This window comes from Rhizobacter sp. SG703, from assembly GCF_012275445.1.
In the GTDB taxonomy this organism is placed as follows: domain Bacteria; phylum Pseudomonadota; class Gammaproteobacteria; order Burkholderiales; family Burkholderiaceae_C; genus Rhizobacter.
Map to the genome: position 1 here is coordinate 65,480 of NZ_JAAZQK010000001.1, position 14,424 is coordinate 79,903.

At 68.9% G+C, this 14,424-nt stretch carries 12 protein-coding genes and 2 tRNA genes; 3 read left to right on the forward strand and 11 right to left on the reverse strand.

Annotated elements, in window-relative coordinates; translation table 11 throughout:
* Positions 1-77 (forward strand) — tRNA-Pro (locus FHT26_RS00270).
* Between the two features lie 39 nt (positions 78-116).
* Positions 117-193 (forward strand) — tRNA-Arg (locus FHT26_RS00275).
* Between the two features lie 55 nt (positions 194-248).
* On the opposite strand, the gene FHT26_RS30225 is transcribed toward FHT26_RS00275, so the two are convergent.
* The 4 genes from FHT26_RS30225 to FHT26_RS00290 all read right to left on the reverse strand — a co-directional run bounded on the left by FHT26_RS30225 (position 249) and on the right by FHT26_RS00290 (position 4,978).
* The gene (locus FHT26_RS30225) at positions 249-374 is read right to left on the reverse strand and encodes a hypothetical protein (RefSeq protein WP_282597127.1); all 126 of its coding nucleotides are present in this window, start codon (positions 372-374) and stop codon (positions 249-251) included.
* A 184-nt stretch (positions 375-558) separates the two neighbouring features.
* The gene (locus FHT26_RS00280; RefSeq protein WP_168558212.1) at positions 559-1,962 is read right to left on the reverse strand and encodes a gamma-glutamyl-gamma-aminobutyrate hydrolase family protein; all 1,404 of its coding nucleotides are present in this window, start codon (positions 1,960-1,962) and stop codon (positions 559-561) included.
* Between the two features lie 144 nt (positions 1,963-2,106).
* Positions 2,107-2,907, reverse strand: a complete 801-nt coding sequence (locus FHT26_RS00285; RefSeq protein ID WP_168558213.1) for a glycosyltransferase family 2 protein — start codon at positions 2,905-2,907, stop codon at positions 2,107-2,109.
* 145 nt (positions 2,908-3,052) lie between these two features.
* Positions 3,053-4,978 carry a B12-binding domain-containing radical SAM protein gene (locus FHT26_RS00290; protein ID WP_168558214.1) on the reverse strand — a complete coding sequence of 642 codons (1,926 nt, stop codon included), beginning with the start codon at positions 4,976-4,978 and terminating at the stop codon, positions 3,053-3,055.
* A gap of 242 nt (positions 4,979-5,220) precedes the next feature.
* On the opposite strand from FHT26_RS00290, the gene FHT26_RS00295 reads away from it, so the two are divergent.
* Entirely contained in the window at positions 5,221-6,135 is a 915-nt protein-coding gene (locus tag FHT26_RS00295; RefSeq protein ID WP_246867652.1) for an amino acid ABC transporter substrate-binding protein, read from the forward strand.
* Between the two features lie 12 nt (positions 6,136-6,147).
* On the opposite strand, the gene FHT26_RS00300 is transcribed toward FHT26_RS00295, so the two are convergent.
* The 7 genes from FHT26_RS00300 to FHT26_RS00330 form a co-directional block, all read right to left on the reverse strand.
* Positions 6,148-7,071: a TauD/TfdA dioxygenase family protein gene (locus FHT26_RS00300; RefSeq protein ID WP_168558215.1), complete on the reverse strand. Its 924-nt coding sequence runs from the start codon at positions 7,069-7,071 to the stop codon at positions 6,148-6,150.
* A 38-nt stretch (positions 7,072-7,109) separates the two neighbouring features.
* On the reverse strand, positions 7,110-8,465 hold the full coding sequence (locus tag FHT26_RS00305; protein WP_168558216.1) for an LLM class flavin-dependent oxidoreductase: 1,356 nt from the start codon (positions 8,463-8,465) through the stop codon (positions 7,110-7,112).
* Between the two features lie 31 nt (positions 8,466-8,496).
* Positions 8,497-9,333: an ABC transporter ATP-binding protein gene (locus FHT26_RS00310; RefSeq protein WP_168558217.1), complete on the reverse strand. Its 837-nt coding sequence runs from the start codon at positions 9,331-9,333 to the stop codon at positions 8,497-8,499.
* Positions 9,334-9,363: 30 nt separating this feature from the next.
* On the reverse strand, positions 9,364-10,146 hold the full coding sequence (locus tag FHT26_RS00315; RefSeq protein WP_168558218.1) for an ABC transporter permease: 783 nt from the start codon (positions 10,144-10,146) through the stop codon (positions 9,364-9,366).
* The gene (locus FHT26_RS00320) at positions 10,146-10,973 is read right to left on the reverse strand and encodes an ABC transporter permease (protein WP_490362763.1); all 828 of its coding nucleotides are present in this window, start codon (positions 10,971-10,973) and stop codon (positions 10,146-10,148) included. The genes FHT26_RS00315 and FHT26_RS00320 overlap by 1 nt, the downstream gene beginning before the upstream one ends.
* 5 nt (positions 10,974-10,978) lie before the next feature.
* Positions 10,979-12,064 (reverse strand): ABC transporter substrate-binding protein, encoded by a 1,086-nt coding sequence (locus tag FHT26_RS00325; RefSeq protein WP_168558220.1) that lies wholly within the window; start codon positions 12,062-12,064, stop codon positions 10,979-10,981.
* A gap of 128 nt (positions 12,065-12,192) precedes the next feature.
* Entirely contained in the window at positions 12,193-14,337 is a 2,145-nt protein-coding gene (locus tag FHT26_RS00330; protein WP_168558221.1) for a phosphocholine-specific phospholipase C, read from the reverse strand.
* Positions 14,338-14,424 lie beyond the last annotated feature (87 nt).

A 14,424-nucleotide genomic window follows, 5' to 3' on the forward strand; every position in this document is an offset into this window, starting at 1 on the left:
CGGGGTGTAGCGCAGCCTGGTAGCGCAACTGGTTTGGGACCAGTGGGTCGGATGTTCGAATCATCTCACCCCGACCATCATCTTCTCTCGTGCAAGCAACTCTGCCTGCTCCCTCGCTGCCCGTAGCTCAACTGGATAGAGCAGCTGCCTTCTAAGCAGCAGGTCGGGGGTTCGAGTCCCTCCGGGCAGGCCAAAACCAACGACTTGACGCTGCCAGAACCCGAAGCGGTCTGGTCTTTCGGCGTTTGTCAGGTCTTGAGCCAATAGTTGCGCAACGGACCCACCGAAGGTATGTGCGGCCAGGAGTAGCCGTTCATCGGGACAGTCGGGTCCACCATGAAGTCGGTTTTCATTGCGGCGTTGGCGATCGCCACGAAAACCGCCGGCCGAGTCAGCCATCGGGTCGGCAGGCGAGGTGCGCTTCGGCGGTCCGCCGGCGGTTGCGCCCGGGACCTCGAATGCGGGCCAGGCCCACCTCATGATTCCGAAGCCACGAATCCGACCTCTTTCTCGCAGGATCGCGACATTCGTGTTCGGATTCTTTGATGGACCTGTGCGTCACCAGCGTTCGTCGGACGGGTAGGGTTGGTGCCTCTCGTCCGGCACGGTGGGCCTCGACCCGCTCGGCACGCCTCCCCAACCGTCCGCCTGCGGCGCGCGCGCGTACGGTGGCACGCTCTCGCCCATCGCGGCGCGCCGGCGGCGTCCTTGCGGCGGGATCGAGAAATCCGTCGGCGCCGGTCCTGCGCCGATGCCGGAGGGCTGGTGCGCCCGGCTGGACTGCATGTCGCGTTCGAACTGGCCGGTGTTGGTGCGGCGCGCCTCGTAGGCATCGCCGGCCTGCGCCAGGTAGTTGAGTGCGTTCTGGCTCATCGCCGCGGCGGGCTTGTCGGCGTGGCCGCTCGAGTAGGCCTCGGGATGCCACTGCATGCCCATGACCGGCGCGCCGGAGCGCGATTCGAAGGCTTCGGCCGCGTACTGCGGCGCACCCGGCGGCGCCTGCATGAACGGGTTCGCGTGCGTCGTGTCGCGCGCCGAGACCTGCAAGTTCGCCAGCTTCGCGACGAGAGCCTCGTCCTGCGGATCACGGGGCACCAGGCCTCCTGCGTCCTCGCGCGCAGCAGCCCAGTGCACGCTGTTCACGTCGTAGGGGATTCGGGTCGTCTCCTGGTTGTTTGCCCAGCGCGGTCCGGGCGCCGGGCCGCCGTCGACGTCCATCGGATCCTGGCGTTGCCAGGCCGATTGGCTGTGCAGCATCGTCTTGGGTTCCAGGTCGATGCCGTGGGGTTCGAAGTTGTTGCTGATGTTGCCGTCCTTCTTGATGAACGGCATGGAGCGCGCCTGGTGCGTGCCGGAGTTCAACTGCTGCGTGGTGCCGCCGTAGCTTTCGAGCACGCTCCAGGAGCCGCCGCACAGGCCGGCCACCGGTCGTCCGGTCAGTTGCGCCTGCTTGAGCAGCGCCTCCTCATGCTCGCGGCGTTGCTGGTGGCGCTCTGCAGCGCTGCCCTTCGGCGTATGTGCCGCGTGGCGCGGACTCTCGCTTTCCAGGCCGTAGTTGCCGCCGGCGACCACCAGCAGGCCCCTGCCTCCGCCGGTGGTGGTGGTGTGCGACCTCGGCAGGTCCCCGCTGTAGTTTTTCTTGCCCGGCTTCGTCGGATCGGTGGAGCTGATGGTCGGCTCCATACCGCCCGGATGCGAGGCGATGCTCTCGCGTCCGGTGGTCTGCTGCATCGTGTAGTGGTCCCAGAACGCGCCGGTGCCATGGCCCGAGTCGCGGTACGCGATGGTCACCGGCATGCGCGGCGGGCGCCCGAGAGCGCTCAGTTCGGTGGCGACGCGCGCGCGCGAGGTGGGTGGCGGCGACCCGCCTTCGCTGTCGCTGCTGTCGCGGCGTTCCTGTGCGTGGCGCTTGACGCCTCCCGAGCGGTTGCTGTGGTGCGACCCGACGCGATGGTCTGGCATGGCGAATTCCTTTCGACTGACATGAGGGAGGAATTCAATGGTGGACGCGGTGATGTCCGATGGTCCGAAGCCATGCGAATGCGTCGATTGGAATGCGAAATCCGATCCGGCGAGGCAGGCAGGCCTGCGGATGCTGCCGTGCGGTCAGAACCACGCCACCGGCAGATCCAGCCCGACCGATTGCATCAGCTGCTGGCGCTGCGCCTGCAGTTCGGGCGTCGGTGCGCGCCAGCGGCGGTAGGTGTGCAGGAAGTCGACGATGACGGTGTTGTCGTTGGCCGCCGTCGAGCTGCCGCGGCGCGTGCCCGGGTTCACGAAGTCCTTGTGCACGATCGCGCCTCCGCCGTCGTAGTGCTGCGGCATCGCCTTCTGGCACACCGACAGCAGGAAATCCCAGTCCTCCAGCGATTCGAGGTGCGGGTCGACGCTGCAGCCTTCGAGCACCAGGCGGTGGAACAGCAACGCGTTGTTGGGGATGAAGTTCTTCACGTGCAGCGACTCGACCCGCTGGCCGCCAAGGTTCACGCGGTTGCGCGAGAGCGTCGGGGGCAGGTCGTTCGAGCGGTCTTCGGTCAGCACGTCGTAGTCGGAATACAGCAGCCGGGCGTCGGGGTGGGAGACGATGTGCGCATGGGCCCGCTGCAGGTGCTCGGGCGCGAAGGCATCGTCGTCGTCGAGGAACACCACCCATTCGCCGCGCGCGTGACCCATGCCCAGGTTCCGGCTCTCGGCCGGACCGGGGCGGCCGCCACGCTTGATGAACACGTCCTGCTCGCGCAGCAGCTCGGCGCAGATGGCGGCGGTGCCGCCGTCGAGTGCGTCGGCGACGATGATGACTTCGAAATCCTGGAACGTCTGCGCACGCAGCGAGCGCAGGTTGCGCGCAAGCAGCGCCGGTCGCAGGTGGGTCGCGGTGATGATGCTGAAGAACGGCGGTCGGGACATCGGATGCTCCATCGGGCGTGTGTTGCTGCCCTGAGTGAGGCGCATCCTAGGAGCGGGTCGGGTGCCGACCGATCCGAATAGCGGGCCAAAGCCGGTGGATCTGGGACCTATGGTAGCTATGTACCGGGACGTGCGACCCTGCTCGTCAACCCGACCCTCGGACCTCCTGCAGCGCCCGCGCAATGCGGTGCCGCCCGACGGTCGGCTTGGGCATGCGGATGTCGAACCAGCTGCGCACGTCGGCGTCCAGCCCGATGCCGTGCATGTAGTTGTAGATGGCCTTCTTCAGCGCGCGGCCCATCGCCTCGTGGTCGGCGCCGGTCGGGTCGACGAAGCCGACGTCGTTCTTCGCGAAGCGGCCCGGCGGCAGCGGCAGCAGCGTGATGCCGTAGTCCGCCGGCTGCTGGCCGACCGGCGAATGCACGGTGCACGCGAAGCGGTGGAAGAAGCCGCTCGCGATGCAGCCTTCCTCGAACAGCTGGCGCACGTACTCCAGCGCATCCACCGTGTCCTGCTCGTTCTGCGTCGGGAAGCCGTACATCAGGTAGGCGTGCACCAGGATGCCGGCCTCGGAGAAGGCCTGCGTCACGCGTGCCACCTGCTCGACCGACACGCCTTTCTTCATCAGTTTCAGCAAACGGTCAGACGCGACCTCGAGCCCGCCGGAGATCGCGATGCACCCGCTCGCGGCCAGCTCCAGGCACAGCTCGCGGTCGAAGGTCTTCTCGAAGCGCACGTTGCCCCACCACGAGATCTCGACCTTGCGGCGCTGCAGCTCGGCGGCCAGCGCGCGCAGGGCCTTCGGCGGCGCGGCTTCGTCGACGAAATGGAAGCCGGTCTGCCCGGTCTCCTGCACGATGGCCTCGATGCGATCGACCAGCGTCGCCGACGAGGCCTGCTCGAAGCGCGCGATGTAATCGAGGCTCACGTCGCAGAAGCTGCACTTCTTCCAGTAGCAGCCATGGGCCACCGTCAGCTTGTTCCAGCGGCCGTCGCTCCACAGCCGGTTCATCGGGTTCAGCATGTCGAGCAGCGACAGGTAGCGGTCGAGCGGCAGGCCATCCCAGGTGGGCGTGCCGGTCTGGTCGAACGGGACGTCGGGCTCGGCGAAGCCGTTGACGTAGCGCACCGCGCCCGATTCGGCGTCGCGCACGAAGCTGCGCACCAGCCGCTGCTGAGAGCGTCTGCCCTGCAGGTGGTCGATCAACGCGAGCAGCGGGCGTTCGCCGGCATCGAGCGTCACCACGTCGACGAAGTCGAACACCCGCGGCTCCGACAACTCGCGCAGCTCGGTGTTGACGAAGCCGCCGCCGAGCGCGATGGTGATCTGCGGATGCTGCGCTTTCACCGCCTGCGCAATGCGCAGCGCCGCATACATCGAACCGGGGAAGGGCACCGACAGCAGCAGCAGGTTTGGGCGATGCCGTTCGACCGCGGCCAACGCCAACGCGGCCAAGCGTTCGTCGACGAGGTTGGGGGTGGCCGAGAGCGCCGCCGCCAGCGGATCGAAATCGGGTTGGCTCGCGGCCAGTTGCTCGGCATAGCGCACGAACTCGAAGCGGCCGTCGATCGCGTCGCGCAGCACGTCGGCGAGGTCGTTCAGGTACAGCGTGGCAAGGTGGCGGGCGCGGTCTTGCAGTCCCAGCGCGCCGAAGGCCCAGGCCAGCGGGTCGCCGCCCTCGTCGTCGACATAGACGTCGAGGGAGCGGAAGCGCGTGCCCTCGGGCAGCCAGTCGCGGCCGACGATGCGGTGCGCGAGCGTGGCGTCGCGGCCTTGCAGGAAGCGGACGGTCGGCGCGATGGTCGCGCGGTAGCGGTCGAACACGGCGAGGAAGTGCGCCACCGGTTCGGTGCGCGCCGCTGCGGGGATCACCTCGGCGCGCTCGCGGACCTGGTCGAGGCCGGTCGGCGACAGCAGGTCCAGCACCAGCGCGAGCGCCAGGTCCTCCTGCACCGCCGGGATGCCACGCGAGCGCAGGAAGCCCGTGAGGTAGGCCGTCGACGGGTACGGCGTGTTGAGCTGCGTCATCGGCGGGATCACGGCCAGGACGCGGAAATCTTCGGTGGACATCGGAGGGGCGGGCGGGGGCGGGCAGGTCGCATTGTCGGCGATGCCTCGCGGCGCCGCGCTTGGTGGCCACGCTGTTGCGCCGCGACCCAGGTCCGGGGCCGTCGAGCACCGCCGATCAGGAACGAGATCAGAAGCAGAGACAGGCCTCAAGAACACGCAGGAACCGGTTCATCGCGACCTGTGTCACGGATTTACGTATAGGGTAATCCCTATAATTCCGCCCTTTTGGTCGGAGCTTCAAGATGTTCTCCCTCTCTCAGCGCGCGATGCGCCGCATGACGGGCCTGCTGCTGCTGGCAGCCGCCAGCGGCGGGGCATGGGCCCAGGCGCACACCGACACGATGGCCAAGATCCGCGACAGCAAAGTCATCGTGCTTGGCGTTCGCGAGGCCGCGCGGCCGTTCTCGTTCCTCAACGACCAGAAGCAACCGGTCGGCTACTCGGTCGACCTGTGCCTGAATGCCGTCGAAGGCATCAAGCGCGAGCTGAAGCTGCCCGACCTGAAGGTGCAATACAAGGTCGTGAGCGGCCCGGAGCGGATCCCGAAACTGCTGAGCGGCGAGATCGACCTCGAATGCGGATCGACCACCAACACCCGCGCGCGCCAGGAGAAGGTCGACTTCAGCTACACCTTCTTCGTCGCGTCGATGCGCCTGCTGACGCCGAAGAACGTGCAGGTCGAGTCGGTCAAGGACCTGAACGGCATGCAGGTCGCGCTCAGCAAGGGCACCACCTCCGAGAAGCTCTTCAACCAGCTGGCCAACGGCGAACTGCATGCCAAGCTGGAGACCTTCGCGAGCAACGGCGAAGCCTACAAGGCGCTGAAGGAAGGCCGCGTGCGCGCCTTCCCGCAGGACGATTCGCTGCTGCTCGGCCTGGCCTCCAACGACAAGGCGCTCGACACCTTCCAGGTCAGCAACCTGGCGCTGTCGGTCGAGCCCTATGCAGTGATGCTGCGCAAGGGCGACACCGCGCTGCTCGCCTCGGTCGATCGCAGCTTGTCGCAGCTCTACGCCAGCGGCGAGATCAACGCGCTGTACACCAAGTGGTTCCTGACCGATGCGCTGACGATCAAGATGAGCCGCCTGACGCGCGACAGCTTCGTGCGGCCGAACAAGGAAGCCGGCGTCGCGATGCTGCTCGGCTTCTCGATCTGATCGCCTGACCGCTCAGCCCGCGCTGCGCGCCGTGGTCGGCCGCACGCGGCTGCGCTGGCCGTCGACCGCCACCGGCACGTCGCCGCGCACCGTGATGCGGCGCATCACGCGGTGCGCATCGCCATAGTCGTTGATCGCGTAGTGCTGCGTCGCGCGGTTGTCCCAGACCGCGACATCGCCCTCGGCCCAGCGCCAGCGCACCGTGTTCTCCAGCCGCGTGATGTGGTTCTGGAAGACCGCGAACAGGTGGTCGCTGTCCTGCGTGTTGCAGCCGATGAAGTTCTTGATGAAATGGCCCGAGACCAGCGTGCGCTCGCCGGTCTCCGGGTGCAGGCGCACCAGCGGGTGCTCGGCCTGGATCAGGCGCGACGTGAAGACCTCGTGGTAGCGCTTCGCGCCGTGCGCATCGGGCGCCACGCGGGTGGCGGCATAGTCGTAGTCGTTGCCGTGCAGCGCCCACAGGGTCTCGGCCAGCGCCTTCAACGCGGGCGTCAGCTCGTCGTACGCGGCCGCGGTGTTGGCCCAGACGGTATCGCCACCGTACGGCGGCAGCGTCACCGCGCGCAGGATCGACACCTGCGGGTAGTCGACCTCGAAGGTCACGTCGGTGTGCCACGAATTCGCTCGGCCGCCATGGTGCGAGTCGAGCTCGAGGATCTGCGTGCCGTCCTTCGACGGCACTGTCGGGTGGTCGACCAGCTCGCCGAACAGCCGCCCGAAGGCCTGCTGCGCGGCATCGTCCAGCTGCTGCTGGCCGCGGAAGAACAGCACCTTGTGGCGGTACAGCGCCTGCCTGATCGCGGCGAAGGTCGCGGCCGGCAGCGTGCCCGACAGGCGCAGCCCGCGCACTTCGGCGCCGATGCGGCCGGACACCGGCGCGATGTCGAGTTCGGCCGGGGCGGCCGCAACGGTGGGCGGGTTCAACACAGCACTCATCGGAGTTCTCCTGGTGGATCGGGGGACAAATTCGCGACTCAGGCGGCACGCGCCGCAGGCGCCTGCGCATAACGGCTGGCCGGGCGCTCCAGCCCGAGGTTCTCGCGCAGCGTGCGGCCTTCGTAGGCGGTGCGGAACAGCCCGCGGCGTTGCAGCTCCGGCACCACCAGCTCGACGAACTCGTCGAGCGACTGCGGCAGCACCGGCGGCATCACGTTGAAGCCATCGGCCGCGCCGTTCTCGAACCACGACTGCATCCGGTCGGCGATGGTCTTGGGCGTGCCGACCACCACCCAGTGGCCGCGCGCGCCGGCCAGGTACTCGTACAGCTGCCGCACGGTGAACTTCTCGCGGCGCGCGAGTTCGATCACCACATGGGCGCGGCTGTTGATGCCCTTCGGCGGCTCGGGGTAGTGCGGCGGCGGGGCGTCCAGGTTCCAGCGGCGCAGGTCGTCGTTCGGCCAGAACGGCGCGAGCGTGTCGAGCCCGACCGCCGGGTGGATCAGCCGCTGCAGCTCGGCCCACCGGGCCTGCGCCTCCGCCTCGGTGCGGCCGATCACCGGCGAGATGCCCGGCAGCACCAGCAGCTGCCCCGGGTGGCGGCCGTGCTTCGCCATGCGGCCCTTCACGTCCTGGTAGAACGCACGCGCCTCGGCCTCGCTGGTCCACGCGGTGAAGATCGCCTCGGCGGTCGCGGCCGCGAGCTCCTTGCCGTCTTCCGACGAACCGGCCTGCACGATCACCGGGTGGCCCTGCGGCGAGCGCTCGATGTTCAGCGGCCCCTTCACCTTGAAATGCTTGCCGACGTGGTTCAGCGCATGCAGCTTCTTCGGGTCGAAGTACACGCCCGACGCCGCATCGCGCACGAAGGCATCGTCGTCGTAGCTGTCCCACAGCCCCTTGACGACCTCGACGAACTCGTGCGCCCGCTCGTAGCGCAACGCAGGGTCGGGGTGGGCCTCGAGCCCGAAGTTGCCGAACACGTTCTCGGCGCTGGTCGTCACCACGTTCCAGGCCGCGCGGCCCTTGCTCAGGTGGTCGAGCGATGCGAACTTGCGCGCCAGCAGGAACGGGTCTTCGTAGGTGGTCGACGCCGTCGCGACGAAGCCGATGTGCTTCGTCACCGCCGACAACGCGGCCCACAGCGTCACCGGCTCGAAGTACGACACGCGGCCCTGGCGGCTCAGCGACTCGTCGTCGCCGCGGTGCTGCAGCCCGGGGCTGTCGGCGACGAAGACCTGGTCGAACAGGCCGCGCTCGGCGGTCTGCGCGACCTGGATGTAGTGGTCGATGTTGACGCCGGAGTCGATCTGCGAACCCGGGTGGCGCCACGCGGCCACGTGGTGGCCGGTGGCCATGATGAAGGCGCCGAGGCGCATCTTCCGGTCGGACATGGGCGTTCCTCGAGAATGGTTGTCGTCGGGTTCAGAGCGCAAACCGCAGCCCGGTCGGCAGCGCGATGCGCGGGTCGAGCCGGCCGGCATGGCGGGCCTGCGTCGCCTGCTCGGCCTCGCCGGCGAACTCGGCGAGCACGTCTTCCTTGACGCGCGAGAAGGCCAGCCCGACGCGGTCGCGCGGGTGATCGAGTGCTACCGGCACGATGCGGCGGATGCGGCCCGGCCGCGGCTCCATCACCACCACCTTGTCGCCGAGGTAGATCGCCTCTTCGACGTCGTGCGTCACCAGGATCATCGTGATGCCCTCGGCCTGCCAGATGCGGTGCAGCTCCTGCTGCAGGTGGGCGCGCGTCAGCGCATCGAGCGCGCCGAACGGTTCGTCGAGCAGCAGCACCTCGGGCCGGTTGACGAGCGCGCGCGCAATCGCCACGCGCTGCGACATCCCACCCGACAGCTGGTGCGGCCAGGCCGTCTCGAAGCCTTCGAGCCCGACCAGCGCGATGTGCTCGCGCACGGTGTCGGCCTTCTGCGCCTCGCCCAGCCCGCCGTTCAGCAGCCCGAGCCCGATGTTCTGCTCGACGGTCAGCCACGGGAACAGCCGGTGCTCCTGGAACACGATGCCGCGGTCGAGGCTGGTGCCGACGATGCGCTCGCCGTCCAGCAGCACCTCGCCCTGGTAGTCGTCTTCCAGCCCGACGATCAGCCGCAGCAGCGTCGACTTGCCGCAGCCGCTGCTGCCAACGATGCTGACGAACTCGCCCGGGTCGACGGTCAGCGTGATGTCTTCCAGCACGCGCAGCGGGTCGCCGCGCACGTCGTACTGCTTGCTCAGGTGCTGGATCTGCAGGGTGCCGGCGTTCGCCATGGTGGGGTCCTCGTTGATGTCCGGAAGGGGTCAGAACTGCGCGACCGAGCGGCCGCGCCACGCAAGGGCCCGGGCCTCGATGCGGCCGGCGATCCAGTTCAGCGCGAAGCCGACCGCGCCGACCACGATCACGCCGAACAGCACCTGGTCCATCCGGAAGTGCTCGCGGCCGTCGATCATCGTGTTGCCGATGCCCTGGCCGGAGACGAGCAGGTACTCGGCGCCGAGCGTCGCGAGCCAGGCGTAGATCAGCCCCAGGTGGATGCCGGCGAAGATCGATGGCGATGCCGACGGCAGGATCACGCGGGTCCAGGTCTGCCACCGGCCGAAGCGCAGCACGCGGGCCACTTCGAGCAGGTCGGCGGGCACGCTGCGGATGCCTTCGAAGGTGTTCAGCACCACCGGGAAAAATGCAGCCAGCGACAGGAAGGCCACCTTCGCGGCGTCGCCGAGCCCGAACCACACCGACAGCAGCGGGATCCACGCGAACAGCGAGATCTGCTTCAGCGTGTGGAAGCTTGGGCCCGCCAGCCTCTCGAACAGCCGCGACGCGCCGAGCGCCGCGCCGAACGCGAGGCCGGCGAACGCGCCGATCGCGAAGCCGACCAGGTCGCGCCGCAGGCTTGCCGCGAGCGCCGCGAACACCTGGCCCGACGCGACCTGCTCGACCGCCGTCTGCCACACCTTCGCCGGCGACACCAGCAGCGGCGAACTCGACACGCCGAAGCGCACCGCGGCCCACCACGCGAGCAGCAGCAGCGCCGGCAGCACGAAGCCGCGCAGCGGTTTCGGGACGAGCCTGGCAACGAGCATCAGAAGGCCTCCCGGCGCCAGCGCAGCAGCCGGTGCTCGACCAGCGCCAGCAGCGTGTCGAGCGCGAAGCCGACGGCGCCGACCACCGCCACCGCGGCCAGCACCACGTCGAGCTGGAACAGCTGGCGGCCGTAGACGATCATGAAGCCCAGGCCTTCGCTCGACGCCAGCAGCTCCACCACCACCAGCGCCAGCCATGCATGCGTCAGGCCGTAGCGCACGCCGTTCCAGATCGGCGCGAGCGCGGCCGGGAACACCACCCGCGACAGCAATTGCCAGCGCGTGAACTTCAGCACCCGTGCCACCTCGATGTGGCGGGTCGGCACGCCTTCGATGCCCTTGCAGGTGTTCAGCGCGATCGGCACCAGCGCCGCCTTGCTGACCAGGATGACCTTCAGCGCCTCGTCGATGCCGACCAGCAGCATCAGCAGTGGCAACCAGCCGAGCACCGGCACCTGCGCGAACACCTTGAAGCTCGGGTAGACGTAGTCCTTGACGGTCGGCGACAGGCCCATCGCGACGCCGAGCGACAGCCCGCCGACCAGGCCGACCGCGAAGCCCGCCAACACGCGCAGCAGGCTGACCTGCAGGTGGGCCCACAGCTCGCCGCTGAGCAGCGAATCCTTGAAGGTGAGGGCGACCGCCTCGGGGGCCGGCAGCACCTGCGGTGCGATCCATTCGAAATGCGCGGCGACGGTCCACAGCGCGAGCACCGTCAGCGGCAGCGGCCATGCGAGCAGCCTGTCGCGCAGCGCCGGCCACGTCGGCCATGAGGTCGGCGGCGCGACGGGCGCAGCCAGCGGCATCGGCAGATCGGCCAGGCTCACGGGCCTCATCGCGTGGCCGCCAGGCTGCTGCCGACCAGGCGACCGTCGGCGGCGTACTCGGGCCAGAAGCCTTCGAGCTGCTGCGATTTCAGCGCGGCGTCCAGGAAGCGCCGGTCGAACCAGCTGTCGATCTCGGGCTGGCTGCGGATCAGCTTCAGCGCGAACGCTTCACCGGCCGCATCCTTGTAGCGGGCGACGAGGAAGGGGTCGAGCAGCGGCGACAGGCGCACCCGCAGCGGCTGGCCGGTGAAGTCCTCGCGCCAGTACTTCTCGGGCAGTTCGGCCTTGCCCCATTGCGCGAACAGCTCGCGGCGCTGCGCTTCGTCGGCGTAGCGGCGCGCGGTCTTCACGACGGTGTCGACCACGCGCTGCACGATCTGCGGCTGCCGGGTCGCGAACTCGTCGCTGACCAGCAGCACCGTCTGCCGCGTGTAGCGGAACGAGTCCTGCGCAGCCGACCACACCACCTTCGCGGCGCCTTTGTCGCGCAGCGCGAAGAGCTCGACATGGCCGAACGCCGCATCGATGTCCTTGGTGGTCAGCGCGGCCTGCGCGGCGGCGGTGTCGAGGTTGATCAGCCTGAGGTCGCTCTCCTTGAGGCCCTTCGCGGCCAGCGCGCGCACCGCGGCCAGGTGCAGGTTGGTGCCCTTGAAGACGGCGACGCGCTTGCCCTTCAGGTCTTCGAGCTTCGCGATCGTGGAATCGGGCGGCACGCCGAGGTACAGCCCGTTGCGCACGCCGCTGCCGACGATGATGCGGGTCTTGACGCCGCCGGCGCGGTGAACGATCGACGGCAGGTCGCCTTGCCACGCGAAGTCGAGCTGCTTGTTGACCAGCGCCTCATTGACGGCCGGGCCGGCGCCCTTGAAGAAGATCCACTCGACCTGGATGCCGTCCTTCACGAACTCCTGCTCGAGCAGCCCTTGCGAATTGACGAGGCCGACGGTCGAGCCGCCGGTGCGCGGCGGCGTGCCGACACCGCCGGTGGCGATGCCGATGCGGATCACCGCGGGCGGCTGGGCCAGCGCGGTCGCGGTGGTCGCGAGCAGCGCGAGCAGCGTGGCGAAGCGGCGAACAAGTCTCAGGTTCATGGAGCGTCCGGAGAAGAAGCGGGGATCGATGCGAGATCATCGAAGTCCCCATGGACGCTGTGAACTGAGCATTTCGCGTTTGCATATGCAGACAAGCCGTTCGGGCGCGGTGCCGCCCGGTGTCCGCGTCAGGGGCGTGAACCCCACCGGATCCGCCCCATCAGCGGATCGCTGATGCTGTCGTCGCCGTTCTCGACGTGCCCGGCGAAGCGCGCGACGAATGCCGCGTCGCCGTCGACGGTGATCTCCAGTTCGTACCAGCCGCGGCTGCGCTCCAGCGGCCAGTACTTCGAGGTCGACTGGTTGACCCTGAGCCTGTCGCCCCAGCGGTCGTCGCCGGCGCCGTCGCGATGCTCGCGGTGGTCGCTGCCGGCATACCCGTCGCGCACCCGCAGGCTCACCGGCTGCGGACCGACGTTCGTGATCGTCAGCGTGATGCCGAGCCGTCCTTCGTCGTAGCTCGCGCGGACCAGCAGCTTGCTGGCGTCGGCCCGCACCTTGCCCTTGAACGCGCGCAGGAAACCGTTCGGCCCGGTGACCGAGAGGTCGTAGGAGCCGTCATCGGCCGCCGCCGCCCAGCTGGCCGACAACAGGCGCTGCGGTTCGACCGTGAAGTTCCGCGGCGCCTGAGAGGCCAGCCCCGATCGCACGTGGAACACCGCGGCCGCCTTGCCGGTGTTGCCGAAGTTCAGCTGGAACGACGCCGCCGCGGTGTTCGCCGCGCCATCGGCATGCAGCACATACGGCAGCGCGCGCGCCGGCCGCACGCCGGGCTCCTGCACCGGCAGCACCGGCGAGGCCGGCGGCACGATCGTGTAGTCCGGGTGCCGCACCAGGTCGGCCGGCATCAACCCGGCGGTGCTCGGCAGCCGCACGCGGTCGTGGTCGGCGCGCGAGAAATCGAGCGTCGACGTCAGGTCGCCGGCCACCGCGCGCCGCCACGGCGTGATGTTGGTCTCGACGAGTTGCGGATGCGCCTTCGCATGGCGAGCCTCGATGAAGCGGATCACCGACGTGTGGTCGAACACCTGCGAATTGACCCAGCCGCCCTTGCTCCACGGCGACACCACGATCATCGGCACCCGCATGCCCAGCCCGTACGGCGCGCTCGGGTGCGTCGCGTCGCCGGCCGGGTAGATCTCGTTGACGGTGTCGACCGTCGATGCGCCTTGCCCGGCGAACGGCGGCGTCGGCGGCACCGCGTGATCGAAGAAGCCGCCTTCCTCGTCGTAGTTGACGAACAGCACCGTCTTGCCGAAGACGTCCGGGTTCGACGCCAGGATGTCGATCACCTGCGACGTGTACCACGCGCCGAAGTCGGCCGCATGGTTCGGATGCTCGCTGAAGGCCTCCGGCGCGACGATCCACGACACCGCCGGCAGGCGGCCGGTGCGCACGTCCTCGCGCAGCGCGTCGAACAGGCGCGCCGGGTCGCGGTTCAGCGCATTGACCTGCGTACCGGTGCGCGCCCCGAGCGCCAGCGGCGAGCCCTCCGGCGCGTTCTGGTACTGGTGGAAGTACAGCAGCGAGTTGTCGCCATAGTTGCCGATATAGGCGTCCGAGGTCCAGCCCCAGAAGCCGGCGGCGTTCAGCCCGACGCCGACGTCCTGGTAGACCTTCCAGCCGATGCCGGCCTGCGTCAGCCGCTCGGGGAAGGTGGTCCAGTCGTAGCCGGCTTCGGCATTGGTGATGACCGGCCCGCCTTGCCGGCCGTCGTTGCCGACCCATCCGGTCCACAGGTGGTAGCGGTTCGGATCGGTCGGCCCCATCACCGAGCAGTGGTAGGCGTCGCAGATGGTGAATGCATCGGCCAGCGCGTAGTGGAACGGGATGTCGCGGCGCGTGTGGTACGTCATCGTCACCGAGCCCTTGTTCGGCACCCACTGGTCGAAGCGGCCGCCGTTCCACGCCGCATGCGTGTCGTTCCAGCCGTGCGGCGGGTCGGGCAGGAAGGTCAGCCCGACATCGGGCACCGGCGGCCGGAACGGCAGCAGCGTGCCGGTCGCGGTCGGCTGGTACCACACCGGCTTGCCCGACGGCAGCGTCACCGCCCGCGGATCGGCGAAGCCGCGCACGCCGCGCAGCGTGCCGAACAGGTGGTCGAACGAGCGGTTCTCCTGCATCAGGATCACGATGTGTTCGACGTCCTCGATGGTGCCGGTGCGGTGATGGGCCGGCACCGCCAGAGCATTCGCGATGCTGCCGGGCAGTGCGCCGCCGAGGCCGCTGGCGCCGATGAGCTTGAGGGCCTGGCGTCGATCGATGTGGGTCATGCGGGGGTCTCCTGGAAGGGATGCCCACCGTAGGGGGCCCGCATGACAGCACGGTGTCGCGCCGTGGCGCTGACCGGATCAGTCGAT